Raw genomic sequence first — 25722 nt, 5'->3', positions numbered from 1 at the left:
TCAAGTTGATGAGAGGAATGCCGTGACGATGGAACGTGCCTGGCCCGCGATGGGCATGGACGAGGTCCGCGCCGCGCTCACCGCGCCGGGCGCGCGATTCGAGATGGAGACGGTCGATATCCGTGGGCTCCCCACGCGCGTGTGGAAGAATGCGCCGCCGCACATGGCCGCGCTGGTGCGGCTGTCGCGCACCCACGGCGACTCGCTGGCCACCATCCACGAGGACGAGCGCGTCAGCTACGACGCGCAGTTCCGCGCCATCGCCGCGCTCGCCGCTTACTATCGCTCGCTGGGCGTGGCGAAGGGGGATCGCGTCGCGGTGGCGGCGCGCAACCTGCCGGAATGGATCGTCGCCTTCTTCGCCGCGACGGTGATCGGTGCCGTCGCGGTGCCGCTCAACGCGTGGTGGACGGGCGAGGAGCTGACCTACGGCCTGTCCGATTCGGGCGCGTCGCTGCTGGTGTGCGACGACGAGCGCTGGCAGCGGATCGCGGCGCACCGCGACGACCTGCCCGCGCTGCGCCACGTCCTCGTCGCGCGCGCCGCCGCCCCGGTCGCGGGCGCGCAGCGGCTGGAGGACGTGATCGGCACCCCGCACGACTGGGCCGCGCTGCCCGACCGCGACCTGCCCGAGGTCGCGCTGGCGCCGGAGGACGACGCCACGATCCTCTACACCAGCGGCACCACCGGCAAGCCCAAGGGGGCGCTCGGCACCCACCGCAACTTCATGACCAACATCCTGTCGACCGGCTATGCCGCCGCACGGATGATCCTGCGCCGCGGCGATCCGTTGCCCGATCCGGTGCGCAAGGTGTCGCTGACGGTCATCCCGCTGTTCCACGCCACCGCGCTGTCGGCCGGGCTGATGGGGTCGATGGCCGCGGGCCACACCACCATCTACATGCGCAAGTTCGAGGTCGTCCGCGCGATGGAGATCATCGAGCGCGAGCGCGTCAACGCGACCGGCGGGGTGCCGACGATCGCGTGGCAGATCCTGGAGCATCCCGACCGCGGCAAATACGACCTCTCCAGCCTGGAGAGCATCGGCTATGGCGGTGCGCCGTCCGCACCCGAACTGGTGCGCAAGATCGCGAGCGACCTGAAGGCGATGCCGGGCAACGGCTGGGGCATGACGGAGACGACCGCGACCGTGACCACGCACGGCGCGGAGGATTACCTCCACCGCCCCGACAGTTGCGGCCCGCCCGTGGCGGTCGCCGATCTGGAAGTCCGCGACGAGGACGGCGTGACGGTCCTGCCGACCGATACGATCGGCGAATTGTGGGCGCGCGGGCCGATGGTCGTGAAGGGCTATTGGAACAAGCCGGAGGCGACCGCGGCGACCTTCGTCGACGGCTGGGTGCGCACCGGCGACCTGGCGCGGATCGACGCGGAGGGGTTCTGCTTCATCCTCGACCGCGCCAAGGACATGATTATCCGCGGCGGCGAGAACATCTATTCGACCGAGGTGGAGAACGTCCTCTACGACCACCCCGCCGTCACCGACTGCGCGCTGATCGGCATTCCGCACCGCATTCTGGGCGAGGAACCGGCGGCGGTCGTCCATCTCGCGCCCGATGCGCAGGCGACCGAGGCGGAGCTGCAGGCATGGGTGCGCGAGCGGCTGGCGGCGTTCAAGGTGCCGGTCGCGATCCGCTTCTCGTCCGAGATGCTGCCGCGCAACGCCAACGGCAAGATCCTGAAGCGCGACCTGAAAACCCTGTTCGAGGATCGTATCGCCGCGTAGGTCGTTTCGCTGCGGTCACATTCGGGAACAGGCGATCGATGCGCGTCACCAGGGATTTTCTGCGAGGACGCGGCCGCGAGCGGATGACCGCCGCGGAGAAGGACGCGCTGGATGCCGCGGTCGACCGCGTCGAAACCCTGCCGGCGCGAACGATCCTCATCAACCGCGGGCAGCGCGTGCGCTACAGCACGCTGCTGCTCGACGGGACGATGTGCCGCTACATGGATGCGCGCGACGGCTATCGCCAGCTGGTGGCGCTCCAGGTGCCGGGGGACTTCGTCGACCTCCACGGCTATCCGCTGGAAATGCTCGATCACGACGTCGCCACGCTGTCGGAGGCGCGCGTCGCGGTCATCCCGCACGCGCGGCTCGACGCCCTGACGCGCGACATGCCGCACCTGGCGCGCCTGCTGTGGCGCTCGACCCTGCTCGACGCGGCGTTGCACCGGGAATGGATCTTCCGTCTCGGCCGCCTCGACGCCGCGGGGCGCGTCGCGCATTTCCTGATGGAGACCTATCGTCGCCTGGATGCGGTCGGGCGGACGCGCGACGGGGAGTTCGCGCTCCCGCTGACGCAGCAGGATCTGGGCGAGGCGTGCGGCCTCACCAGCGTCCACGTCAACCGCACGCTGCGCCGGCTGCGCGAGGACGGGCTGGCGGAGGTCGCGCGCGGCACGGTGCGCATCCTGGACGCTGCGGCATTGTCGCGGGTCGCGGAGTTCGAGCCCGAATATCTCTATCTGGAGGACAGCGCCTGGGCGCGCGACGCCGCGGAATAGCGGGCAGGGCCGGCAGACCGGCGCGCGATGGTGTAACCGCTTGGCCTGTGGGCCGGATTGGCGTTAGCTAACGGCATGTACGATCTCCCCCATGACGCGACGCCCGGCGTCCCGGACGAAACCGGCGACGCCGCCACCGACGGGCCCGTCGTCGCGCTGCGTCGCGACCGGCTGCTCGCCGCGCTGACGCTGACGGCGGGGATCGGGCTGGTCGTCGGCCTGCCGTTCGCGCTGAAGGAGGGAGCGGAGTTCTTCATGCCCACCGCGGTCGCGCTGGTCGTCGCGCTGGCGCTGATCCCGCTGCTGGAGTGGCTGGAGCGTCGCCGCATCCCGTCCGCGGTCGCGGCGCTGATGTGCGTGATCCTGTTCCTGATCGTCGCCAATGTCGCGCTGGCCGCGATCGTCGTGCCCGCGACCGAGTTCTTCCGCCTGCTGCCGACGCGGATCGGCCGCATCCAGGCCAATCTGGCGCCGCTGCTTGATCTGTATTCCAGCCTGGAGCGCTACGCCAATCGCACGCTGCGCCAGATCGCCTCCACGCCGGTGCGCCCGTCGCCCACCGCCGCCGTCGCGCCGCCCAGCTCGATCGTCGAGCTGGCGGCGACGTCCGCGCCCGCGGTCATCGTCCAGGTCTTCTACGCGATCCTGGTCGCGTTCTTCTTCCTGTCGGGCTGGACCCGGATGCGCGAGCGGCTCATCACGGCGCGCGCCAGCTTCGGCGGGGCGATGGCAACCGCGCGCGTGCTGCAGGAGATGGTCGACGCCGTCTCCTCCTATCTGGGCACGATCACCGCGATCAACATTTCGCTCGGGCTGCTCGTCGCGGGCGCGCTGCACCTGCTGGGGATGCCGTTTCCGCTCATGTGGGGCGGCATCGTCGCGCTGCTGAACTACATCCCCTATTTCGGCCCGGTCGTCGCCGCGCTGCTGCTCGCGGTCGGCGGGCTGATGACCTTTTCGGACGTGTGGACCGCGCTGGCCGCGCCCGCGATGATGTACGGCTTCCACTTGGTGGAGGCGAATGTCGTCACCCCGCTGATCGTCGGGCACCGGCTGACCATCAACCCGGTCATGATCCTCATCTCGATCAGCTTCTGGGGCTGGGTGTGGGGCACGGTGGGGGCGCTGCTGGCGGTGCCGATCCTCATCATCGTGCAGACGATCCTGTCGGCGGCGGGACGCCCCGACATCGCGGGCTTCCTCTTCGAACACGGCACGCTGACGCGCGAGAACGCGGGCTCGCCGCAACCGGGCTGGCGGTCGCGCGAAAAAGACGAAGAATCGCGTTGACAGCCACCGGGGCGCCGCCTAGTTGGCGCGCCTCACGCTTCTCCAAGCGGGTGTAGCTCAGTTGGTTAGAGCGCCGGCCTGTCACGCCGGAGGTCGCGGGTTCGAGCCCCGTCACTCGCGCCATCCCTGCGGTGATACGCAGCCGGTGCGTGAACTTCATGCGGCAAGCAGCATTTCCTGCGCCGGAATATCGTTCCGGTGTATGCCCGGGTGCGTGCGTCGATCGCTTTGCAAGCGGGTGTAGCTCAGTTGGTTAGAGCGCCGGCCTGTCACGCCGGAGGTCGCGGGTTCGAGCCCCGTCACTCGCGCCAGCGCCGGGGTGGTTCGTAGCCGCAGCGCGGAAACCCGCATCATTACCGATCGTTACGTCTTCCGCATCAGAGGAGTCGGAGCGGATGGCGAGCGGCTATCCAGACGGATTGCATCCCGGCCACGCCGTGTCACGCGGCGGCTTCCACCGACATGCCACGCCGATGGCGCTCCTTCTGCTGGGAGTGCTGCTGATCCTCCCGATGACGGGACTGCTGGGCGGCGCGCGGTCGCCCGTGACGCGCGCCGTGACGCCAAGCGCCACCCTGACCGTCAAGACGCCGCAGACGTTGCGCAGCGGGCTCTTCTTCGAAACGGTGGTCGTCGTGCAGGCGCGCCGTCCGATGGCGGATGCGGTCATCGCCTTCCCGCCGGCCTTGTGGCGCGACATGACGATCAACACGCAGCTACCCGCCGCCGAGAGCGAAGAGTATCGCGACGGCCTCTGGCGCTTCCATTACGGCCCGCTGAAGCCCGGCGAGCGGCTGGAAACGAAAGTGGACGGGCAGATCAACCCGCCGCTGACGCTGGGCACGCGGGGCGAGGTCGTGCTGCTCGACGGCGAACGTCCGCTGGCGCGCGTGCCGGTGGCGACGCGGGTGCTGCCCTGATGGACATCGTCCTGCGCGCGACCGCGATGTTCTTCATCCTCTATGGGCTGCTGCGGCTTCTCGGCAAGCGCGAGCTGGGGCAGATGACCCCGTTCGAGGTCGTCGTGCTGGTGGTGATGGGCGATTTGATCCAGCAGGGGATCACGCACAACGATTTCAGCCTGACCGGCGCGACGCTGGCGATCGTCACCTTCGCCTTCTGGGGGCTGGTACTGGGCTGGCTGGCCTATCTCTTCCCGCGGCTCAAGACCGCACTGGAAGGCGCCCCGCGAGTCATCGTGCGGCATGGCGAGCTGCTGGAGGACAATCTGCGCCGCGACCGCATGACGCGGGCGGAGGTGGAATCGGAAATGCGGCTCGCCGGGATCGCGCGCATGACGGACGTCGAATGGGCGATCCTGGAGCCGCAGGGAAAGATCAGCTTCATCCGCCGCGACGGCGGCGAGGTGAACCCGCCGGACGGTGAGGGGCCGGCGGGCTGACGACTACCGCCAGCGTCCCGTCTCCATCCAGCGCAGCAGCGGCTTCAGCGGCGTGATCCAGACGATCCCGGTGACGATGTAGAAGACGAGCTGGAGCAGCCAGTGCCATCCGCCGACCGTCGCCGACAGCGACACGATCAGGACGCACCATATCGCGATCAGCAGCAGGATCAGCAGCATCCCCGCCGGCTTGCGCCACGACGGCGTCATGCGCGTACGATCCATTCGCGTTCGGTGGCGATGGCGTGGAGCGGGATGTCCCACGGGTCGGGCTGAAGCGGATCGGTTTCCTGCACGCTCCAGGCGATACCGATGCGATGCGCCGCAGGGAAGGCGGCGAAGGCGCGGTCGTAATGCCCCGCACCCTGGCCGATGCGGTGGAGCGCGCGGTCGAACCCGACCAGCGGGGTCAGCACGACATCGGGTACGGCCTCCGGCGCGGCGGCGGGCGGCTGGCGCAGCCCGAACGGCCCGGGCACGAGCGCGGCAGCGGCGTCGTGCAGCGCGAACCGCAGCGGCGTGGCGCGGTCGATCACCTGCGGCAGCGCGAGGCGGCAGCCGGTCGCCAGCGCGACCTGCTCCAGCGGCGTCGGATCGGCCTCGCCACCGACCGGCACGTAGCTGGCGACCACCATCCCCGGGGTCAGCAGCATCGCGAAGGCGGGGTCGACGCGGATCGCCGCCGAGGCCGTGGCCGCGAATCCGTCGCGCCGCGCGCGCAACGCGGCCCGCAGGGCGTTCTTGTCGCTCATGACGTGGGAAGGGGGCGGGTGGCGGGACCGCCGTGGCCGTGTGCCAAAGTATCCACCGACGCCCGATACGTCAGGTGGGGATCATGTACGTCGGACCAGGGTCCTAGCAGGGACAACCCCCTTGGATGAAGAATAGCCTCAGGGATAATTTCCGGCTCGTACCGGGCAGAACCCGCCGCCACCGATTTAGGCGCTCGGCCCGGCTTTCTCAAGGGCATCCGCCAGCGCCTCCAGCCGCTGCGACAATGCGTCCAGCGCGCGGCCCTCGGGCGTCTCGGGCGGCGGCTTGGCGCGCTCGTCGATCAGCGCGTCGGCGACCATCAGCGCCGCCAGCATCATGACGCGGTTGACGCCGCCGGCGCCCGCGGCGCGTTTGGCATCCTCCCACCGCTCGTCGATCAGCGCCGCGGCCTGCAGCAGCCGCGCCTCGCCGCCGTCGCGGCAGCCGATCTCGGTGCTGGTGTCGCCGATCTTCAGCGTGACGCGCGCCATCAGTTCTCCTCCGCCGCATCGGCCGGATCGTTGGCGATGATTCGGTCGAGCGCGGCGACCGCCTGCGTCATCGTGTCACGCAGCTGCGCGTGCCGGCGCTCCAGCTTGGCGGCGGCGGCGCGGCGCTGCTCCACGACGCGCTCGACGCGGGTGATGGCGGCGTCCAGCCGGTGGATCGCGGGATTGTCCATGGGGCCAGCGAATAGGATCGCGCGACGCGCACGACAAGCCCGTCGCGGGCCTGTTGCGGGACGGACGGATCGCCGGCGGCGGTTGACGGACACGCCCGCGCCTGCGCAAGAGCGCGCGCATCGGACATTCATAGGGGCGAGGAACGACGATGACGAAGGTAGCGATCAACGGCTTCGGGCGGATCGGCCGGCTGGTGGCGCGCGCGCTGCTGGAGCGCGGCAGCGAGCTGGAGCTGGTGGCGATCAACGACCTCGCCGACACGAAGTCGAACGCGTGGCTGTTCAGCCGCGACAGCGTCCACGGCAAGTGGGCCGGCACCGTCGAGGCGGACGGGCAGGACATGGTGATCGACGGCAAGCGCATCCGCGTGACCGCCGAGCGCGATCCCGCCAACCTGCCGCACAAGGAGCTGGGCGTCGACCTGGTGCTGGAATGCACCGGCTTCTTCACCGACCGCGCCAGCGCGCAGAAGCATATCGATGCGGGCGCGAAGAAGGTGCTGATCTCCGCCCCGGCGAAGGGCGTCGACCTGACCGTCGTCTACGGCGTCAACCACGACAGGCTGGAGGCGGGCCACACGATCGTGTCGAACGCATCGTGCACCACCAACTGCCTGGCGCCGGTCGCCAAGGTGCTGAACGACGCGATCGGGATCGAGCGCGGGCTGATGACCACGATCCACGCCTATACCAACGACCAGAAGATCCTCGACCAGATCCACCCCGACCTGCGCCGTGCGCGCGCCGCGGCGATGAGCATGATCCCGACCACCACCGGCGCCGCGCGCGCGGTGGGTGAGGTGCTGCCCGAGCTGAAGGGCAAGCTGGACGGTTCCGCGGTGCGGGTGCCGACCCCGGACGGCAGCCTGGTCGACCTGACCTTCACGCCCTCGCGCGACACGACGAAGGAAGAGGTCAACGCGCTGCTGAAGGCTGCGGCCGAGGGGCCGATGAAGGGCGTGCTGGAATATTCGGACGAGCCGCTGGTCTCGATCGACATCGTCCACACGCCGTTCTCATCGACCGTCGACAGCCTGGAGACCGCGGTGATCGACGGCAAGCTGGTGCGCGTCGTGAGCTGGTACGACAACGAATGGGGCTTCTCCAACCGCATGGTCGACACCGCGACCGCGATGGCCAAGCTGGGCTGATGCGCCAGCCTCCGTTCGTTTTGGGCAAGGTCGAGGCGCAGCCGTCGTGCGTGCCCTTCGACTGCGCTCAGGGCGAACGGGGGTGAGGGGCGGCCTCCTCCTGGTCCGCGGCCCCAATGGTGAAGCGTCGCTACCCCCGTTCGTGCGGAGCGAAGTCGAAGCACGGCCACAGCGCGTGTCCGTCGACCGCGTTCGGGGGGGCACTGCGGTGAGGGGCGGCGTCCTCTTGCTTCGGGACCGCAATGGCGTGGCGTTCCAACCCCCGTTCGTGCTGAGCGTAGTCGAAGCACAGCCACCGCACTCGCCCCGCAACCGCGACCATGGCGCACGAAAGTGAGCGCGGGCACCCTGATCGGTATCGCGCGCCACGCCTTTCCCAAGGCGCCGATGGAGCTCGTCGACCGGGTCGGGGTGTCGCCCGAGGGCGGCATCCACGGCGATTTCCGCGGCGCGATGAAGCGCAAGCCGTACAAGCGGCAGGTCACGCTGATCGAGCGTGGCGACTGGGACGCGGCGATGGCGGAGGTCGGCCATACGATCGGCTGGGAGGAGCGGCGCGCCAACCTGCTGGTCGACGGCCTCGACCTGCCGCAGACGGCCGGCGTCCGCCTGCGCATCGGCGCCGACGTGGTGCTGGAGGTGACGCGCGAGACCGACCCGTGCGAGCGGATGGAGGCGCTGGCCCCCGGGCTCAAGGCAGCGCTGCTGGCCGACTGGCGCGGGGGTGCGTGCGCTCAGGTGATCCACGGCGGCTGGATCGCGATCAACGATGCTATCAGGATCGAGGAATCATGACCAAGTCCTTCCGTACGCTAGACGATATCGGTGACGTCCACGGCCGCCGCGTGCTGGTGCGCGAGGATCTGAACGTGCCGCTGGCCGACGGCCGCGTTACCGACGACACCCGCCTGCGCGCCACCGTCGCCACCGTCGCCGAGCTGTCGGACAAGGGCGCGATCGTGCTCGTCCTCGCGCACTTCGGCCGTCCCAAGGGCGTGCCCGACCCGGACATGTCGCTCGCTCCCATCGTGAAGCCCTACGAGGCGGTACTGGGCCGCCCGGTGCGCTTCGTCGACTGGGAGGGCGCCGCGGACGCGGTCGCGACGATGCAGCCGGGCGACATCGCGGTGCTGGAGAACACCCGCTTCTTCGGGGGCGAGGAGAAGAACGACGCCGCGGTGGTCGATCGCTTCGCCGCGCTCGGCGACCTCTACGTCAACGATGCCTTTTCCGCGGCGCACCGCGCGCACGCCTCGACCGAGGGGCTGGCGCACAGGCTGCCCGCCTTTGCGGGACGCGCGATGGAGGCCGAACTCGTCGCGCTGGAAAAGGCGCTGGGGCAGCCCGACCATCCCGTCGCCGCGGTCGTCGGCGGGGCGAAGGTGTCGACCAAGCTCGACGTGCTCAAGCACCTCGTCGCCCGCGTCGATCACCTCATCATCGGCGGCGGCATGGCCAACACCTTCCTCGCGGCGCGCGGCGTCGACGTGGGCAAGAGCCTGTGCGAGCACGACCTGACCGGCACCGCGGAGGCGATCCTCGACGCGGCGGACAAGGCGGACTGCACCGTCCATCTGCCCTATGACGTGGTGGTGGCGAAGGAATTCCGCGCCGATCCGCCGACCCGCACCGTCAACGTGCACGAGGTCGCGGCGGACGAGATGATCCTCGACGTCGGCCCCGCCGCGGTCGAGGCGCTGGGCGACGTGCTCAAGACCTGCCGCACGCTCGTGTGGAACGGGCCGATGGGCGCGTTCGAGACGCGCCCGTTCGACACCGCGACCGTCGCGCTGGCGAGGACCGCGGCGGCGCTGACCAAGGAAGGCAGCCTCGTCTCGGTCGCGGGCGGCGGCGACACCGTCGCGGCGCTCAACCACGCGGGGGTGGGCGACAGCTTCACCTTCGTCTCGACCGCCGGCGGCGCGTTCCTGGAGTGGATGGAAGGCCGCGAGCTGCCGGGCGTCGCGGCGCTGCAGAAGTAGCCGCACCGGCCGCCGTTCCGCGCGAGCGACGTCCCGGGTCATGCGCCAGCCGTGGCGGCTGTGCGTCGCCGTCGCTTGCCACGAACGGAAAAGGCCGCGTGGGCGACCTGTGTCAAATCCGGCCGGTAATTCGGGTTGCACCGCACCAAAGGACCGCCTATCGTTTAACGCGTTAAACGGAGGCACGCGTTGCTCGGCGTCAGGCTCGACACGGAACTGGAAGAGCGGCTCGCCGCGGTCGCACGCACCCAGGGGCGGAGCAAGAGCGACATCGCACGCGAGGCGGTCCGCCGCTACGTCGAGCTGCACGACGAGGCGTTCCGGCGCGAGGCGCGGCGCCAGTCGCAACGCGCGTCGCGACGCGACACGCAGGCCGACTATGCCTTCTGGGAAGTCGCCGAGGCGGAGGACGCCGCGTGGAAGTGACCCCCGTCACCGGCACGGAGCCCGCCGTCGCGCACGGCGCGATCGTCATGGTCGCCCCGCCGGAGGGGTGCGACGGCGCGCCGCGCGCCTGCGTCGTGGTACAGGCGGACCTGTTCAACGACACCCATGCGACCGTCACCTTGTGCCCGCTGACCACGATCGTCGGCGGCGAGGCGCTGTTCCGCGTCGCCATCTCGCCGCAGGAGCACACCGGCCTTCCGGTCGAATGCGAGGTGCAGGTCGACCGCATCACCAGCGTGCGCCGTCATCGCATCGTCAAGGTGATCGGCCATGCATCGGCCACGCGCATGGAGCAGGTCGATCAGGCGCTGCGCCGCTGGCTCGCCCTCTAAGCAACATCAGACAGGCAGGAGAATATCATGACCCCGACCGTGAAGGCCATTCTGGACAAGTACGAGGGTACCAGCCCGGCGGTGAAGGCCAATCTGGCGCGGATCCTGATGCACGGCAAGCTGGGCGGCACCGGCAAGCTCATCATCCTGCCGGTCGATCAGGGGTTCGAGCACGGCCCGGCGCGCAGCTTCGCGATCAACCCGCCCGCCTATGACCCGCACTATCACTATCAGATCGCGATCGACGCCGGCCTGTCGGCCTATGCCGCGCCGCTCGGCATGCTGGAGGCGGGCGCCGATACGTTCGCGGGGCAGATCCCGACCATCCTGAAGGTCAACAGCTCGAACAGCTGGGCCACCTCGATCGCGCAGGCGCAGACGGGCAGCGTGGAGGATGCGCTGCGGCTGGGCTGCGCCGCGATCGGCTTCACCATCTATCCGGGGTCGGATGGCATCTTCGACGCGATGGAGCAGATCCGCGCGCTGCGCGAGGAAGCCGCCGCGGCCGGCCTCGCCACCGTCATCTGGAGCTATCCGCGCGGCGGCGAGCTGTCGAAGGCGGGCGAGCTGGCGCTCGACGTCGGTGCCTATGCCGCGCACATGGCGGCGCTGCTGGGCGCGCACATCATCAAGGTGAAGCTGCCGAGCGACCATATCGAGCAGAAGGACGCCAGGAAGAGCTACGAGGGCACCGACTGGTCGAAGCAGGCCGATCGCGTGCGCCACGTCGTCCAGTCGAGCTTCGCCGGGCGTCGCATCGTCGTCTTCTCGGGCGGCGCGGCGAAGGGCGCCGACGCGGTCTATCAGGATGCGCGCGACATCCGCGACGGCGGCGGCAACGGCTCGATCATCGGGCGCAACACCTTCCAGCGCGAGCGCGGCGAGGCGCTGGCGATGCTGGAGAAGCTGGTCGCGATCTACAAGAATCAGGAATAGGCGACCGCTGGCGACCGGCGGCGGACCCCGCCGCCGGCGCGCCACGCCCACCACAATACCGCCGCCGCCACGGCGATCGCGGTCAGCGCGACGACGGCGGCAGGCGTCGCGGTCGCCGCCCGGAAGGCGCGCATCGCGGCGGGTGACGGGGAGAGCAGCGCGAATGCGGCCGCCTGCAGTGTCACATTTGCTGCCACCAACAGGAACGGCCCCGCCTGTCGCCGATCCGCGCGCGCCGCCACCAAGGCCACGACGACCGCAACGATCTGCGCTGCGTAGAAGGCGGGCACGAAGGGGTGGAGCGACGGCATCGTGGGCAGGACTGCCGGCAGTACGCGCCCCAGAGCGGGGGGCAGGACGAGCACCGCCGTCGCCAGCATCGCGCCCCCATGCGCATGGACGTCACGCCGGCGTGCCACCGCATAAGCGACCAACGCGAGGAAACAGGGTGTCGCCAGCGCGTCGGCCGCCGCCAGCCCGGGGCCGAACCGCGCGTAGAACGGATGCCCGGCCAGCGCCTTGGTCATCATCGCCTGGATCGCCAGCGCGCCCCCCGCGACGAACAGCGGCACGAATACGAACAGCGCCAGGCCCAGCGTGCGATGCAGGTGCCCGCGGCGGGCGCGAATCGCCCACATCTGCGTGGCCAGCAGCACGAGCCAGAGGATCGCGGTGAGCGCATGCGCGTGCACCCCGAACACGACCTGGCGCGGGATCGCGAAATAGCCCGGCCAGAAGGCGACCAGCACCAGCGGCGCGAGCAGCAGGACGGCGTAATAGGATCGATGGAACGGCATCACACACTCTCCCCCCGGTCGGGCGTGACGGGGGGAGTGTAACATGAGGAAGGGCAGCAACCTAGTCGCATCCGGCCCGTCACGTTGGGCTTGTCCCGGGGGCCGGGGTTTCGCACGTTCAACCCGGTGAGGTGCGCGGAACCCTGGATGCCGGGACACGCCCGGCATGACGATGCTGGGGCGGCCTCTGCCCGATAAACGCTGCTCCTCGTCCCATGACCGACGGCTTCTCCACCCGCCGGCACGATCGCCCTGTCGCTCGTCATGGCCCCTCCACGCGGTCGCGCACCGCCGCGACCACGCAGCCGCTTTCGCCCCGGCGTGGGAGCGGGTAGGCGGGGGCGCATGATCGACGACCCGCTCGGCCCGCTGGACCCCGATTTCGCCGCCGCGTTCACGCGCGACCTGTCGCGCCCGCCGTGCCAGCTGTACCTCATCTCGCCGCTCGACGTGACCGGCACCTTTCCCGACCGGCTGGCGCGTGCGCTCGACGCCGGGCCGGTCGCCGCGTTCCAGTTCCGCGTGAAGGACGTGGACCAGCACAGCGCCGCGCGCCTCGCCGAGCCGCTCCAGCGCATCTGCGCGGATCGCGAGGTCGCGTTCATCGTCAACGACTCGGTGTCGCTGGCGAAGCGACTCGGCGCGGACGGTGTCCATCTCGGGCAGGAGGACGGCGACCCGCGCGAGGCGCGCATGATCCTGGGCCCGGGCGTCCAGATCGGCGTGACCTGTCACGACAGCCGTCACCTGGCGATGGAGGCGGGGGAGGCGGGCGCCGATTACGTGGCGTTCGGCAGCTTCTATCCCACCACCACCAAGGCGGTGTCGCACCATCCGGAGCCGGTGATCCTGTCCTGGTGGTCGGCGCTGTTCGAACTCCCCAGCGTCGCGATCGGCGGCATCACGCCCGCCAATGCCGCGCCGCTGGTGAAGGCGGGGGCGGACTTCGTCGCGGTATCCGGCGCGGTCTGGAAAACCGACGAGGTGGCGGCGGTGCGCGGCTTCGCGGAGGTGCTGGGCGCGCGCTGACGCGGCACACGGACCCGACGGCCCCTCGACGCGTTGTTCCGGCACCGTAAAGAGGGAGAGGCCCGTGAAGCGTATCGCCGTCCTGACCGCCGTGGCGCTCGCGGCGCCCGTCCTCGCGCAACCCGCACCGCCGGCGATCGACCCGGCGGTGATGCGCCTGCAGGTGACGCTCGACCGCCTGGGCTTCGGCCCCGGCATCATCGACGGGCGCGGCGGGCAATCCCTGACCAACGCGCTCAAGGGCTTCCAGCAAAGCCGGGACCTGCCGGTGACCGGCAAATCCGACGCCGCGACCCTCGCCGCGCTGCGCCCCTATGCCGGCCTGCGCCCGACGCTGGAGGTCACGCTGGATCGCGACGCGATGCGCGGACCCTATGTCGCGCACATCCCCAAGGACTATGCGTTACAGGCCAAGCTGCCGTCGATGGCCTATACCCGTCCGCTGGAGAAGCTGGCCGAGCGCTTCCACACCACCCCCGCGGTGCTCGCGGAGCTCAACCCCGGCGTGACGACGATCGCGCCGGGCACGACGATCCGCGTGCCCAACACCTTCCCCGCGTCGCGCGCCTATCCGGCCGACGCGACGCCCGCATGGCGCGCCACGCTCGCCTCGCTCAACGTCGAGGCGCAGGTGCCCAAAGCCGCGAAGATCGTGGTCGACAAGTCGGACGGCATCCTGCGCGTCTATGACGACCGGGACCGGCTGGTATCGCAATACACCGCGACGATCGGCTCGGCGCGCGATCCGCTGCCGCTCGGCACCTGGAAGGTGCTGCACGTCTCGCCCAACCCGGACTGGAAGATGAACCCGCTGATCCTGAAGGGCGTCAGCGACGACAAGAAGGCGCAGATCATCCCGCCCGGCCCCAACAATCCCGTGGGCGTGGTGTGGATCGATCTCAGCAAGGAGCATTACGGCATCCACGGGACGAACGAGCCGGCGCAGATCGGCCGCGCGCAATCCAACGGCTGCGTCCGCCTCACCAACTGGGACGCGGCGCGCGTCGCGCTGATGGTGAAGAGCGGCACGCCGGTGATCTTCCAGGCATAGCGGCGGGAGGCGTGGTGCGATGACGCGGCTGGGCTGGTCGATCCTCGGCATCATCCTGCTGGCGGTCGCGGGGTTCGCCTCGCTGCTGTCCTTCGACGGCGCCGAGCGTACCCGCCGTGCGGTCGCGACGCAGGCCGCGCCGCCCCCCGTCGCGGAGGCGCCGCCCGCATCGACGGGCGCGCTCACGCTTCCCGTCGCCGGCTACGACCGTGCCGACCTGCGCGACAATTGGGGCGACCCGCGCGACGGCGGTGCGCGCGCGCATACCGGCATCGACCTGATGGCACCGGCGGGAACGCCCGTCGTCGCGGCGGCGCCGGGCAGGGTGGAGAAGCTGTTCCTCAGCAACGCCGGCGGCACCACGCTCTACCAGCGCTCGCCCGACCGGCGGTGGACCTATTATTACGCGCACCTCGCCGGTTACGCCCCCGGTATCGCGGAGGGGCAGCGCGTCCGCGCCGGCCAGACGCTGGGCTATGTCGGCGACAGCGGCAATGCCGGGGCGGGGAACTACCACCTCCACTTCGGCGTGACGCGCACGACGCCCGACCAGCGCTGGTACCAGGGGCAGGCGATCGACCCCTATCCGCTGCTTGCCCGCGCGGCGCGCAGCCGCTAAGTCGCCGCCATCCGGTCGCCCTTTGCGGTGCGGCCAGCTCTTTTCCATAGGCGAAGCCCCATGAAGATCAGCGGCGTGGACATCCGTCCCGGCAACATCATCGAATACGAAGGCGGCATCTGGCGCGCGGTCAAGATCCAGCACACCCAGCCCGGCAAGGGCGGCGCCTATATGCAGGTCGAGCTGAAGAACCTGCGCGACGGCCGCAAGAACAACGTCCGCTTCCGCTCGGCGGAGACGGTCGAGCGCGTCCGGCTCGATACCAAGGACTTCCAGTTCCTCTTCGCCGAGGGCGACGGGCTGGTCTTCATGGACAAGGAAACCTACGACCAGGTGACGCTGCCGCGCGACCTGCTCGGCGACGCCGCCGCCTTCCTGCAGGACGGCATGGACGTGGTCATGGAGCTTCACGACGAAGAGCCGATCAGCGTCCAGCTGCCCGACACGATCGAGGCGACGATCGTCGAGGCGGATGCGGTAGTGAAGGGGCAGACCGCCTCGTCCAGCTACAAGCCCGCGGTGCTCGACAACGGCGTGCGCGTGATGGTGCCGCCGCATATCGCGGCGGGCACGCGGATCGTGGTCGACGTGTACGAGCAGACCTATGTCCGGCGTGCGGACTGAGACGAATAGCGTCGCTATTCGTACAGGCTGCCGCCCGGCCGGCGGGCACCGCCCGTCCGACGACGCGGGCTTTGCCCGCGGCGGGCCGGCGCAGTAATCATCTCCCCTCCCTTTCAAGGGAGGGGCCGGGGGTGGGTGGCGTGCTCGCGATACGGCGCGGGGCACGCGGACCTCGCCGTAACACCCGGACACGACCCACCCCCGACCCCTCCCTTCCAGGGAGGGGGGAGACATAAAATGCCATCCCATTCCGGCCTGTTCACCGTCATCGAGCGCGCCGCGCGCAAGGCCGCGCCGCGGCTGCGGCGCGACTTCAACGAGGTGCAGAACCTCCAGGTCAGTCGCAAGGGGCCGGCGGACTTCGTCAGCCAGGCCGACCAGCGCGCCGAGCAGACGCTCTACGAGGAATTGTCGAAGGCGCGCCCCGACTGGGGGTTCGTGATGGAGGAGCGCGGGTCGGTCGAGGGCGATCCGAACAAGCCGCGCTTCATCATCGATCCGCTCGACGGCACGTCGAACTTCCTCCACGGCATCCCGCATTTCTGCATCTCGATCGCGGTCGAGGAGCCGATGCCGAACGGCAAGCGCGAGATCACGACCGCGCTCGTCTATCAGCCGCTGACCGACGAGAGCTTCTGGGCGGAGAAGGGGCGCGGCGCCTGGTTGCAGGACCAGCGGCTGCGCGTGTCCTCGCGGCGCGACCCGGCGGAGGCGCTGATCGCGACCGGCATCCCCTTCATGGGGCACGGCGATTTCGCGCAATGGACGCGCATCTTCGGTGCCGTCGCGCCGCAGGTGGCGGGCATCCGCCGGCTGGGCGCCGCCGCGCTCGACCTCGCCTGGGTCGCGGCGGGGCGGTTCGACGGCTTCTGGGAAAGCGACCTGAAGATCTGGGACGTCGCGGCCGGCATGCTGCTGGTGAAGGAAGCCGGCGGCTTCGTCACCGACTTCCGTGGCGGCGACCGCGCGATCGAGCGCAACGAATTCCTCGCCGCCAACGACGCGATGCATTCGAAGCTGCACAAGATGGTCGCCAACGCGCTGCGCTAGGGTGGCGTCACCCCGGGCTTGACCCGGGGTCCCGCTCCTCGAGCGAGACCTTGGCAAAACGGCCGGGACGGTGCGCACATCCGTCGTGCTCCTGCCCGTGCTGGAGCACGGGGACATCCTTCGCGACGGTCCCGGTCAAGCCCGGGGTGACGAAGCATTGCCGCCGCTTCCTGCGATTCATTCTCACCGCCCGCACCCTTGCCCCTAATGGGGCAGGGGTCTAGAGCGTCGCCAACCCTGTTTCGCACCTGCGAGAGAAGCCCCGAGAGAGAGCCATAGTGGTCGATCTGTCGCAATATCTGCCGATCCTGATGTTCCTGGGCGTGGCGCTGCTGCTGTCCTGCGCTTTCGTGTTCCTGCCGATGGCGGTCGCGAAGCTGACGGGCGCGGCGAAGCCCACGCCCGAGAAGCTGGCGGAATATGAATGCGGCTTCCCCGCGTTCGAGGACAGCCGCGCGCAGTTCGACGTGCGCTTCTATCTGGTCGCCATCCTCTTCATCATCTTCGATCTGGAGGCGGCGTTCCTGTACCCCTGGGCGGTCAGCGTCTTCTCGCTGGGCTGGGTCGCCTGGATCAGCATGATGATCTTCATCGCCGAGCTCGCGCTGGGCCTCGTCTACGCATGGAAGAAGGGAGCGCTGGAATGGGAGTAGAATTGACCCATCCCGCTAACGGGCCCGCGAGCGGCCAGGGCGTGATCGCGCCCGATCAGGCGTTCTTCGACGGGCTGAACGGCGAACTCACCGACAAGGGCTTCCTGGTCACCTCGACCGAGGAGCTGTTCCAGTGGGCGCGTACCGGCTCGCTGTGGTGGATGACGTTCGGGCTGGCGTGCTGCGCGGTCGAGATGATCCACGTCAACATGCCGCGCTACGACATGGAGCGGTTCGGCGCTGCGCCGCGCGCCTCCCCGCGCCAGTCGGACGTGATGATCGTCGCGGGTACGCTGTGCAACAAGATGGCGCCCGCCCTGCGCCGCGTCTACGACCAGATGTCGGAGCCGAAGTACGTCATCTCGATGGGGTCGTGCGCCAACGGCGGCGGCTATTATCACTACAGCTACAGCGTCGTGCGCGGCTGCGACCGCGTGGTGCCGGTCGACATCTACGTCCCCGGCTGCCCCCCGACCGCGGAGGCGTTGCTGTACGGCGTGATGCAGCTGCAGCGGAAGATCCGCCGCGCCGGGAGCATCGAACGGTGAGGGCGCCTGCACCCGCCTGGGCGGCGGACCGGAACGAGGCGACGATCGAGGCGGCGCGCGGCGCGATCGGCGCTGCGCTGCTCGACGCGGTCGAGGTGGCGGGCGAGGTCCAGCTGCACGTCACCCGCGACGGGCTGGTCGCGGCGCTGACGGCGCTGCGCGATACGCCGGGACTGGAATATCAGCAGCTGATGGAGATCGCCGGCGTCGACTATCCCGATCGCGACGAGCGGTTCGAGGTCGTCTATTGCCTGCTGTCGCTGACGCGCAACCACCGCCTCCACGTCCACGTCGGCGCGACCGAGGATACGCCGGTGCCGTCGGTGACGGGGCTGTGGCCGGTCGCGGGCTGGCTGGAGCGCGAGGTCTATGACATGTTCGGCGTGCTGTTCGCGGGCAACCGCGACCTGCGCCGCATCCTGACCGACTATGGCTTCCGCGGGCATCCGTTCCGCAAGGACTTCCCGCTGACCGGCTATGTCGAGCTGCGCTATTCCGAGGAGCAGAAGCGCGTCGTGTACGAGCCGGTGCAGCTGGCGCAGGACTTCCGCACGTTCGACTTCATGAGCCCGTGGGAGGGCGCGGAGTACGTGCTGCCGGGTGACGAGAAGGCGGCGCTTCCGCAGGCGAAGGGCGCGCCCTCGCCGGTGACCGCGACCCAGATCCAGCAGGCCGACGCGGCGCAGAGCGCGACCAAGGCGCCCGCAGCGCCCAGCCAGCCCTACGCCAACCACGATGCGAAGAGCACCGCCGAGACCGGCGCCGGCAATCCCGGCCCGGACGGCGGCGAGCCCAGGCCCGCGAACCCGGACGTGATCCCCGGCAAGGGCGGGGACGGCACGGGAGGACAGAACCAGTGACCGACGCTCCTGCCACCGCCGGCGCGGCGACCGACGCCCCTGCCATGGATCCCGCGATCGAGAAGCTGGTCCACGCCACCGACGCGGCGCACCCGACCGACGGCGACGTCGCGATCCAGAATTACACGATCAACTTCGGTCCCCAGCACCCGGCCGCGCACGGCGTGCTGCGACTGGTGATGGAGCTGGACGGCGAGATCGTCGAGCGGATCGATCCGCACGTCGGGCTGCTCCACCGCGGCACTGAGAAGCTGATCGAATACAAGACCTATGCGCAGGCGATCCCCTATTTCGACCGCCTCGATTATTGCTCGCCGATGTGCATGGAGCACAGCTTCGTGCTGGCGATCGAGAAGCTGCTCGATCTGGAGGTGCCGATCCGCGCGCAATATCTGCGCGTGTTCTTCGCCGAGCTGACGCGCATCTGCAACCACATGCTGAACCTCGGCAGCCACGTCATGGACGTGGGAGCGATGACGCCCAACCTGTGGCTGTTCGAGATCCGCGAAGACTGCATGGGCTTCCTGGAGCGCGCGTCCGGCGCGCGGATGCACCACAATTACCTGCGCCCCGGCGGCGTCCATCAGGACGTGCCGCTCAAGCTGCTGACCGATATCGGCGACTGGCTCGACACGCGGCTGCCGCAGCTGTTCGAGGATGCGATCAGCCTGGTCGCGGACAACCGCATCTTCAAGCAGCGCAACGTCGACATCGCGACCGTCAGCCGCGAGGATGCGATCGCCTGGGGCTTCTCCGGCCCGATGATCCGCGCCGCGGGCATCGCGTGGGACCTGCGCAAGTCGCAGCCGTACGATGTCTATGCGAAGATGGACTTCGAGGTGCCGGTGGGCACGCGCGGCGACTGCTACGACCGCTTCATGGTGCGCGTCGAGGAGGTCCGCCAGTCGGCGCGGATCATGCGTCAGTGCCTGAGCGAAATGCCCGAGGGGCCGATCGCCTCGCTCGACCGCAAGGTCGTGCCGCCCAAGCGCGCCGAGATGAAGCGCTCGATGGAGGCGCTGATCCACCACTTCAAGCTCTATACCGAGGGCTATCACGTCCCGGCGGGCGAAGTGTATGTCGCGACCGAAAGCCCCAAGGGCGAGTTCGGCGTGTACCTGGTCAGCGACGGCAGCAACAAGCCGTACCGCTGCAAGATCCGCCCGACCGCGTTCAGCCACCTCCAGGCGATGGACTTCATGAGCCGCGGGCACATGCTCGCGGACACGACCGCCATCCTGGGGGCGATGGACATCGTCTTCGGGGAGTGCGATCGGTGACGGCGAAGGCGGCGATCGCGCGCGAGATGATCGCGCGCTACAACGCACAGGATGCCGACGCCTATGTCGCGCTGATGACCGACGACGCCTGCGAGGCGACGTATCGCGGCGCGGTGCTGCGCGAGGGGCGCGAGGGCGTCCGCGCGGGGCTGACGGCGATGTTCGCGCAATATCCGCAGAACCGCGCCGAGATCATCGCCGACTGGACGCTGGGCGACACCGTGCTGCTGCACGAGAAGGTCGAGCGCGCGCCGGGCGGCGAGGCGTTCGAGGTCATGTCCATCTATTCGTTCGAGGGCGACCGCGTGTCGCGCGTGGAGTTCATCCGCTAATGGCCGACGCAGCCATCATTCCCGACGAGGCCGAGGTCCGCGCCCGCTGGGGCAATTTCCAATGGTCGGACGACAGCCGCGAGAAGCGCAACGCGATCCTGTCGCGCTACCCCGCGGGGCGCGAGCAGTCCGCCTCGATCCCCTTGCTCGACCTCGCGCAGCGTCAGGTCGGCGCGGAGACGCAGACGCAAGGGTGGCTGCCGGTCCCGGTGATCGAGTTCGTCGCGCGCGAGATCGGCGTGCCGTACATGCGCGTGTACGAGGTCGCGACCTTCTACACGATGTTCAACCTCGCCCCCGTCGGCCGCTATCACGTGCAGGTGTGCGGCACGACGCCGTGCATGCTGCGCGGGTCGGACGACGTGTTCGCGGCGTGCAAGAACAAGGGGCTCATCAAGGGCAAGACCACGCCCGACGGCCTGTTCACGCTGACCGAGGTCGAGTGCATGGGCAATTGCGCCAGCGCGCCGATGGTCCAGATCAACGACGACAATTACGAAGACCTCGACTACGACCGCACGATCGCGATCCTGGAGACGCTGGCGAACGGCGGCACGCCCAAGCCGGGGACGCAGGAGCCGGGCCGCCACACCGTCGAGCCCAAGGGCGGCGCGACCTCGCTGACCGCGATGGTGACCGAGAACCACGACTATCGTGGGGAGTGGGCGAATGGCTGAGGGGGCCGACATCCTCGACTTCATCGGCGAGCAGTTCCGCCGGCTCAACGCGCGCTTCGACAAGAAGGACGTGGAGGATCTTGAAACCAGGATGCGGCTGTCGTCGATCGACGATCATCTCGCGGGGATGATGATGTCGGTTGCCGGGATCAATTCTCGACTCGACCGGATGGAAGAGCGCCTCGGTCGCGTGGATCGCCGACTCGATTTGACGGACGTAGGATGATGCTGGCCGACAAGGATCGTATCTTCACCAACCTCTACGGCTATCAGTCGTGGCGGCTGGACGCGGCGATGGCGCGCGGCGACTGGGACAATACCAGGGCGCTGCTGGAGCTGGGCCAGGACAAGATCATCGACACCATCAAGGCGTCGGGTCTGCGCGGGCGCGGCGGGGCCGGGTTCCCGACCGGCACCAAATGGTCGTTCATGCCCAAGGAGCCCAAGCCCGACCGGCCGAACTTCCTGGTCATCAACGCCGATGAATCCGAGCCGGGCAGCTGCAAGGACCGCGAGATCATCCGCCACGATCCGCACAAGCTGATCGAGGGCGCGCTGGTCGCGGGCTTCGCGATGCGCGCGCGCGCGGCGTACATCTACATCCGCGGCGAATATATCCGCGAGGCGGAGGTGCTCTTCGCCGCGGTGGCGGAGGCCTATGACAAGGGCCTCGTCGGCAGGAACGCCTGCGGCTCGGGCTACGACTTCGACGTGTTCGTCCACCGCGGCGCGGGCGCGTACATCTGCGGCGAAGAGACCGCGATGCTCGAAAGCCTGGAGGGCAAGAAGGGGCAGCCGCGGCTCAAGCCGCCGTTCCCGGCGGGCGCGGGGCTCTACGGCTGCCCGACGACGGTCAACAACGTCGAATCGATCGCGGTCGCGCCGACGATCCTGCGGCGCGGCGCGGAATGGTTCTCCAGCTTCGGCGCGGAGAACAACAAGGGCACGAAACTCTTCCAGATCTCGGGTCACGTGAACACGCCCTGCGTGGTCGAGGAGGCGATGAGCATCCCGTTCCGCGAACTGATCGAGAAGCATTGCGGCGGCATCCGCGGCGGCTGGGACAATCTGCTCGCGGTCATTCCGGGCGGGTCGTCGGTGCCGCTGGTCCCGGCGAAGGACATCATCGACGCGCCGATGGACTTCGACGGGTTGAAGGCGGTCGGTTCCGGGCTGGGCACCGCGGCGGTGATCGTCATGGACAAGTCGACCGACGTCGTCCGCGCGATCAGCCGCTTGAGCTATTTCTACAAGCATGAAAGCTGCGGCCAGTGCACGCCGTGCCGCGAAGGCACCGGCTGGATGTGGCGCGTGATGGAGCGGCTGCGTACCGGCGACGCGGAGATCAACGAGATCGACATGCTCCAGCAGGTGACCAAGCAGGTCGAGGGCCACTCGATCTGCGCGCTGGGCGATGCGGCGGCGTGGCCGATCCAGGGCCTCATCCGCCACTTCCGCCCGGAGCTGGAGCGCCGCATCAACGAGCGTGCCGGCGGCGGCTTGTCTCCGATGCAGGAGGCGGCCGAGTGAGCGAGGCGCAAACGCAACGTGCGCTAATGGTGCTTGGCGCAATTCAAAGCGACATCCGCGCCATCAGGTCGTCGTTGGCCGACATGTCGGCGTGCATCGATCGGATGCTTGCGATGCCCCTGCCTGCAGGACACACAAATGCCTAAAGTGAAGGTCGACGGTATCGAGGTCGAGGTGCCCGCGGGCGCCACGGTGCTCCAGGCATGCGAGGCCGCGGGCAAGGAAATCCCGCGCTTCTGCTATCACGAGCGGCTGTCCATCGCGGGCAATTGCCGCATGTGCCTGGTCGAGGTGAAGCCCGGACCGCCCAAGCCGCAGGCGTCGTGCGCGCTGCCGGCGGCGGACAATCAGGAGATCTTCACCACCACGCCGATGGTGAAGCATGCCCGCGAGGGCATCATGGAATTCCTGCTCATCAACCACCCGCTCGATTGCCCGATCTGCGATCAGGGCGGCGAGTGCGACCTGCAGGACCAGTCGATCGCCTATGGCCGCGGGCACAGCCGGTTCGACGAGAACAAGCGGGCGGTGACCGAGAAGTACATGGGTCCGATCGTGAAGACGGTCATGACCCGCTGCATCCAGTGCACGCGCTGCATCCGCTTCGCGGAAGAGGTCGCGGGCGTGGAGGAGATCGGCGCGATCTATCGCGGCGAGAACATGCAGATCACCTCCTATCTGGAGGAGGCGGTGACGTCGGAGCTGTCGGGCAACGTCGTCGACCTGTGCCCGGTCGGCGCGCTGACCAGCAAGCCGTACGCGTTCGAGGCGCGGCCGTGGGAGCTGAAGAAGACGCTGACCATCGATGTGATGGACGCGGTCGGCACCAACATCCGCCTCGACAGCCGCGGGCGGCAGGTGCTGCGCTGCGTGCCGCGCGTCAACGACGACGTGAACGAGGAATGGGCGACCGACAAGACGCGCCACGCGGTCGACGGACTGGTTCGCCGGCGGCTCGATCGCCCCTATGTGCGTCACGACGGCAAGCTGGTGCCCGCCACCTGGGACGAGGCGTTCGCGGCGATCGCCGGCGTCGATCACGGGGGCAGCATCGCGGCGGTCGCGGGCGACCTGGTCGATTGCGAGACGATGTTCGCGGCCAAGGCGCTGCTGGGGGAATTCGGCTCGTCGCTGCTCGAGGGGCGGCAGACCGGCATGGACTATGACACGTCCAGCCTCGCGGCGGTGAACTTCAACACCACGATCGCCGGGGCCGAGCGCGCCGATGCGATCCTGCTGGTGGGCACCAACCTGCGCTGGGAGGCGCCGCTGGTGAACACGCGCATCCGCAAGGCGATCAAGCGTGGGGCGAAGGTGTTCGCGATCGGGCCGGAGACGGACCTGACCTACAAGGTCGAGTGGCTGGGCGCGGACCTGTCGGTGCTCGGCAACCTGCCGCAGGCGCTGACCGATGTCTTCGCGAAGGCGGAACGGCCGATGGTGATCGTCGGCGGCGGCGCGCTGAAGGGCGCGCACGGCGCGGCGCTCGCGCTCGTCGAGACGCTGGGGCTGGTGAAGGACGGGTGGAACGGCTTCAACGTCGTCCATATGGCCGCCAGCCGCATGGGCGGGCTGATGCTCGGCTATGCGCAGAAGGCGGGCATTGCGGCGCTGTACGACGCCAAATTGGCCTTCTTTCTGGGGGCCGACGAATGCGCGTTCGCCAACTTCCGCGGCTTCAAGGTGTATGTCGGCCACCACGGCGACAAGGGCGCGCAGCAGGCCGACGTCGTCCTGCCGGGGGCGAGCTATGCCGAGAAGAGTGGCACCTTCGTCAACATCGAGGGCCGGGTGCAGCGCGGCGAGCGCGCCGTGTTCCCGCCGGGCGACGCGCGCGAGGACTGGACGATCTTCCGTGCCTTGTCGGAGCGGATGGGCAAGACGCTGTCGTTCGACACGCTCGACGAGCTGCGCGCGGCGATGGCGCTCGACTGTCCCGAGCTGGCGGAGCTGGGGCTGAAGACCTTCGCCTGGAACCCGCCGTCGCTCGGCACCACGGCCGAGGGGGTGATGGAAGGCTATCCGATCAAGGACTTCTATTTGACCAACGCGGTCTGTCGCGCGTCGCCGACGATGCAGCGCTGCTCGGCCGAACTCGTCCATGGCGAGACCTTCGCGGAGGCGGCGGAATGACCGGCTTCTTCGCTTCCTACATGCCCTATGGCGCCGCATGGACGCTGGCGACGATCATCGGCATCCTGCTGATCGCGCTGCCGCTGATGCTGGCGGTCGCGATGATTATCTATGCCGATCGCAAGATCTGGGCGGCGATGGCGCTGCGCCGCGGCCCCAACGTCGTCGGTCCGTTCGGGCTGCTCCAGTCGTTCGCGGACGGCCTGAAGGTCTTCCTGCAGGAGACGATCGTCCCCGCGGCCTCGAACAAGGTGCTGTTCCTGCTGGCGCCGATCATCACCTTCACGGTGGCGCTGATCGTGTGGGCGGTGATGCCCTTCCAGGTCGGGGTGGTGCTGGCGGACATCAACGTCGGGCTGCTCTACGTCCTCGCGGCGTCGTCGCTGGGGGTGTACGGGATCATCCTGGCGGGCTGGGCGTCGAACTCCAAATATCCGTTCTTCTCCGCGATCCGCGCTGCGGCGCAGATGGTCAGCTACGAGGTCGCGATCGGCTTCGTCATCATTTCGGTGGTGATGTGGGCGGGGTCGTTCAACCTGACCGCGATCGTCGAGGCGCAGAAGGGATTGTATGGCTTCGTCAACGGCTTCGGGTTCAATCCGCTGCTGTTCCCGATGGCGGTGGTGTTCCTGATCTCGGCGCTGGCTGAGACGCAGCGCCCGCCGTTCGACCTGACCGAGGCGGAGAGCGAGCTGGTCGCGGGCTATCAGACGGAATATTCGTCGATGGCGTTCGCACTCTACTGGCTCGGCGAATATGCCAACGTGCTGCTGATGTGCGCGCTGAACGCGACGCTGTTCTGGGGCGGGTATCTGCCGCCGTTCGACTGGGCGCCGCTGTACGTCGTGCCGGGCATCATCTGGCTGTTCGCGAAGATCCTGTTCTTCTTCTTCGTGTTCTCGTGGATCAAGGCGACGGTGCCGCGCTACCGCTACGACCAGCTGATGCGGCTGGGGTGGAAGGTGTTCCTGCCGCTGTCGCTGTTCTGGGTCTTCCTGGTGTCGGGCGTGCTCATGTTGCTGCGCGTGGGAGTGTAAG

General features: G+C 69.0%; 31 protein-coding genes and 2 tRNA genes. 28 read left to right on the top strand and 5 right to left on the bottom strand.

The genetic code is table 11. The features are described 5' to 3' along the window. Positions 1–28 precede the first annotated feature (28 nt). The 7 genes from PGN23_RS15035 to PGN23_RS15005 all read left to right on the top strand — a co-directional run bounded on the left by PGN23_RS15035 (position 29) and on the right by PGN23_RS15005 (position 5218). Positions 29–1747 carry a class I adenylate-forming enzyme family protein gene (locus PGN23_RS15035; protein ID WP_335304622.1) on the top strand — a complete coding sequence of 573 codons (1719 nt, stop codon included), beginning with the start codon at positions 29–31 and terminating at the stop codon, positions 1745–1747. Between the two features lie 38 nt (positions 1748–1785). After that, complete coding sequence (locus tag PGN23_RS15030; protein ID WP_335303818.1) at positions 1786–2526, top strand: Crp/Fnr family transcriptional regulator; 741 nt, start codon at positions 1786–1788, stop codon at positions 2524–2526. A gap of 75 nt (positions 2527–2601) precedes the next feature. Then, positions 2602–3816 (top strand): AI-2E family transporter, encoded by a 1215-nt coding sequence (locus tag PGN23_RS15025; RefSeq protein ID WP_335303816.1) that lies wholly within the window; start codon positions 2602–2604, stop codon positions 3814–3816. Positions 3817–3862: 46 nt separating this feature from the next. After that, positions 3863–3939, top strand: a tRNA-Asp gene (locus tag PGN23_RS15020). Between the two features lie 111 nt (positions 3940–4050). Further along, positions 4051–4127 (top strand) — tRNA-Asp (locus PGN23_RS15015). A 162-nt stretch (positions 4128–4289) separates the two neighbouring features. Continuing rightward, positions 4290–4736 carry a hypothetical protein gene (locus PGN23_RS15010; RefSeq protein ID WP_335303815.1) on the top strand — a complete coding sequence of 149 codons (447 nt, stop codon included), beginning with the start codon at positions 4290–4292 and terminating at the stop codon, positions 4734–4736. Next, positions 4736–5218 (top strand): DUF421 domain-containing protein, encoded by a 483-nt coding sequence (locus PGN23_RS15005; RefSeq protein WP_335303813.1) that lies wholly within the window; start codon positions 4736–4738, stop codon positions 5216–5218. The genes PGN23_RS15010 and PGN23_RS15005 overlap by 1 nt, the downstream gene beginning before the upstream one ends. 3 nt (positions 5219–5221) lie before the next feature. On the opposite strand, the gene PGN23_RS15000 is transcribed toward PGN23_RS15005, so the two are convergent. From PGN23_RS15000 to PGN23_RS14985, 4 genes are all read right to left on the bottom strand, one after another. Then, the gene (locus PGN23_RS15000; protein ID WP_443019789.1) at positions 5222–5443 is read right to left on the bottom strand and encodes a DUF2842 domain-containing protein; all 222 of its coding nucleotides are present in this window, start codon (positions 5441–5443) and stop codon (positions 5222–5224) included. Further along, positions 5425–5970, bottom strand: coding sequence for a 5-formyltetrahydrofolate cyclo-ligase (locus PGN23_RS14995; protein ID WP_335303812.1), 546 nt, complete (start codon positions 5968–5970; stop codon positions 5425–5427). Before PGN23_RS14995 ends, PGN23_RS15000 begins: the two co-directional genes overlap by 19 nt. Positions 5971–6156: 186 nt before the next feature. After that, positions 6157–6462, bottom strand: a complete 306-nt coding sequence (locus PGN23_RS14990) for a cell division protein ZapA (RefSeq protein WP_335303811.1) — start codon at positions 6460–6462, stop codon at positions 6157–6159. Beyond that, the gene (locus PGN23_RS14985; RefSeq protein ID WP_335303810.1) at positions 6462–6653 is read right to left on the bottom strand and encodes a hypothetical protein; all 192 of its coding nucleotides are present in this window, start codon (positions 6651–6653) and stop codon (positions 6462–6464) included. The genes PGN23_RS14990 and PGN23_RS14985 overlap by 1 nt, the downstream gene beginning before the upstream one ends. Positions 6654–6802: 149 nt before the next feature. Here PGN23_RS14985 and gap point away from each other — a divergent pair, with 149 nt between their 5' ends. The 6 genes from gap to PGN23_RS14955 all read left to right on the top strand — a co-directional run bounded on the left by gap (position 6803) and on the right by PGN23_RS14955 (position 11501). Continuing rightward, positions 6803–7804, top strand: coding sequence for a type I glyceraldehyde-3-phosphate dehydrogenase (gene gap, locus PGN23_RS14980; RefSeq protein WP_335303809.1), 1002 nt, complete (start codon positions 6803–6805; stop codon positions 7802–7804). 387 nt (positions 7805–8191) lie between these two features. Then, positions 8192–8599: an MOSC domain-containing protein gene (locus tag PGN23_RS14975; protein ID WP_335304620.1), complete on the top strand. Its 408-nt coding sequence runs from the start codon at positions 8192–8194 to the stop codon at positions 8597–8599. Further along, a complete protein-coding gene (locus PGN23_RS14970) occupies positions 8596–9786 on the top strand; it encodes a phosphoglycerate kinase (protein WP_335303808.1) in 1191 nt (396 codons plus the stop codon). The genes PGN23_RS14975 and PGN23_RS14970 overlap by 4 nt, the downstream gene beginning before the upstream one ends. A 189-nt stretch (positions 9787–9975) precedes the next feature. Continuing rightward, positions 9976–10212, top strand: a complete 237-nt coding sequence (locus PGN23_RS14965) for a ribbon-helix-helix protein, CopG family (protein ID WP_335303807.1) — start codon at positions 9976–9978, stop codon at positions 10210–10212. After that, on the top strand, positions 10203–10565 hold the full coding sequence (locus PGN23_RS14960) for a type II toxin-antitoxin system PemK/MazF family toxin (protein ID WP_335303806.1): 363 nt from the start codon (positions 10203–10205) through the stop codon (positions 10563–10565). Before PGN23_RS14965 ends, PGN23_RS14960 begins: the two co-directional genes overlap by 10 nt. A 27-nt stretch (positions 10566–10592) precedes the next feature. After that, positions 10593–11501, top strand: coding sequence for a class I fructose-bisphosphate aldolase (locus PGN23_RS14955; protein WP_335303805.1), 909 nt, complete (start codon positions 10593–10595; stop codon positions 11499–11501). On the opposite strand, the gene PGN23_RS14950 is transcribed toward PGN23_RS14955, so the two are convergent. After that, positions 11492–12298 carry a hypothetical protein gene (locus tag PGN23_RS14950; RefSeq protein WP_335303804.1) on the bottom strand — a complete coding sequence of 269 codons (807 nt, stop codon included), beginning with the start codon at positions 12296–12298 and terminating at the stop codon, positions 11492–11494. The genes PGN23_RS14955 and PGN23_RS14950 overlap by 10 nt on opposite strands. 345 nt (positions 12299–12643) lie before the next feature. On the opposite strand from PGN23_RS14950, the gene thiE reads away from it, so the two are divergent. From thiE to nuoH, 15 genes are all read left to right on the top strand, one after another. Then, positions 12644–13327: a thiamine phosphate synthase gene (gene thiE / locus PGN23_RS14945; RefSeq protein WP_335303803.1), complete on the top strand. Its 684-nt coding sequence runs from the start codon at positions 12644–12646 to the stop codon at positions 13325–13327. Between the two features lie 64 nt (positions 13328–13391). Continuing rightward, positions 13392–14378: a L,D-transpeptidase family protein gene (locus PGN23_RS14940; RefSeq protein WP_335303802.1), complete on the top strand. Its 987-nt coding sequence runs from the start codon at positions 13392–13394 to the stop codon at positions 14376–14378. Between the two features lie 19 nt (positions 14379–14397). After that, a complete protein-coding gene (locus PGN23_RS14935; RefSeq protein ID WP_335303801.1) occupies positions 14398–14997 on the top strand; it encodes a M23 family metallopeptidase in 600 nt (199 codons plus the stop codon). Between the two features lie 60 nt (positions 14998–15057). After that, on the top strand, positions 15058–15621 hold the full coding sequence (efp, locus tag PGN23_RS14930; RefSeq protein ID WP_335303800.1) for an elongation factor P: 564 nt from the start codon (positions 15058–15060) through the stop codon (positions 15619–15621). A 237-nt stretch (positions 15622–15858) separates the two neighbouring features. Next, entirely contained in the window at positions 15859–16671 is an 813-nt protein-coding gene (locus PGN23_RS14925; RefSeq protein ID WP_335303799.1) for an inositol monophosphatase family protein, read from the top strand. A gap of 278 nt (positions 16672–16949) precedes the next feature. After that, the gene (gene ndhC / locus PGN23_RS14920; protein ID WP_335303798.1) at positions 16950–17324 is read left to right on the top strand and encodes an NADH-quinone oxidoreductase subunit A; all 375 of its coding nucleotides are present in this window, start codon (positions 16950–16952) and stop codon (positions 17322–17324) included. After that, positions 17315–17872: a NuoB/complex I 20 kDa subunit family protein gene (locus PGN23_RS14915; protein WP_335303797.1), complete on the top strand. Its 558-nt coding sequence runs from the start codon at positions 17315–17317 to the stop codon at positions 17870–17872. The genes ndhC and PGN23_RS14915 overlap by 10 nt, the downstream gene beginning before the upstream one ends. Further along, the gene (locus tag PGN23_RS14910) at positions 17869–18732 is read left to right on the top strand and encodes an NADH-quinone oxidoreductase subunit C (protein ID WP_335303796.1); all 864 of its coding nucleotides are present in this window, start codon (positions 17869–17871) and stop codon (positions 18730–18732) included. The genes PGN23_RS14915 and PGN23_RS14910 overlap by 4 nt, the downstream gene beginning before the upstream one ends. Before the next feature lie 44 nt (positions 18733–18776). Further along, positions 18777–20012 (top strand): NADH-quinone oxidoreductase subunit D, encoded by a 1236-nt coding sequence (locus PGN23_RS14905; protein ID WP_335304619.1) that lies wholly within the window; start codon positions 18777–18779, stop codon positions 20010–20012. A gap of 26 nt (positions 20013–20038) precedes the next feature. Next, positions 20039–20344 (top strand): nuclear transport factor 2 family protein, encoded by a 306-nt coding sequence (locus PGN23_RS14900; protein ID WP_335304618.1) that lies wholly within the window; start codon positions 20039–20041, stop codon positions 20342–20344. Beyond that, a complete protein-coding gene (locus PGN23_RS14895; RefSeq protein ID WP_335303795.1) occupies positions 20344–21021 on the top strand; it encodes a complex I 24 kDa subunit family protein in 678 nt (225 codons plus the stop codon). Before PGN23_RS14900 ends, PGN23_RS14895 begins: the two co-directional genes overlap by 1 nt. After that, positions 21014–21247 (top strand): hypothetical protein, encoded by a 234-nt coding sequence (locus PGN23_RS14890; RefSeq protein ID WP_335303794.1) that lies wholly within the window; start codon positions 21014–21016, stop codon positions 21245–21247. Before PGN23_RS14895 ends, PGN23_RS14890 begins: the two co-directional genes overlap by 8 nt. Then, a complete protein-coding gene (gene nuoF / locus PGN23_RS14885; protein ID WP_335304617.1) occupies positions 21247–22551 on the top strand; it encodes an NADH-quinone oxidoreductase subunit NuoF in 1305 nt (434 codons plus the stop codon). The genes PGN23_RS14890 and nuoF overlap by 1 nt, the downstream gene beginning before the upstream one ends. Positions 22552–22689: 138 nt before the next feature. Next, positions 22690–24684: an NADH-quinone oxidoreductase subunit NuoG gene (gene nuoG / locus PGN23_RS14880; protein WP_335303793.1), complete on the top strand. Its 1995-nt coding sequence runs from the start codon at positions 22690–22692 to the stop codon at positions 24682–24684. Further along, entirely contained in the window at positions 24681–25721 is a 1041-nt protein-coding gene (nuoH, locus tag PGN23_RS14875; RefSeq protein WP_335303792.1) for an NADH-quinone oxidoreductase subunit NuoH, read from the top strand. The genes nuoG and nuoH overlap by 4 nt, the downstream gene beginning before the upstream one ends. Position 25722: the final 1 nt, after the last annotated feature.

Origin of the sequence: Sphingomonas adhaesiva, from assembly GCF_036946125.1 — a bacterium.
Classification (GTDB): Bacteria; Pseudomonadota; Alphaproteobacteria; order Sphingomonadales; family Sphingomonadaceae; genus Sphingomonas; species Sphingomonas adhaesiva_A.
The sequence above is the reverse complement of the archived record's forward strand: the minus strand, read 5'-3'. Positions and strand labels throughout refer to the sequence as shown.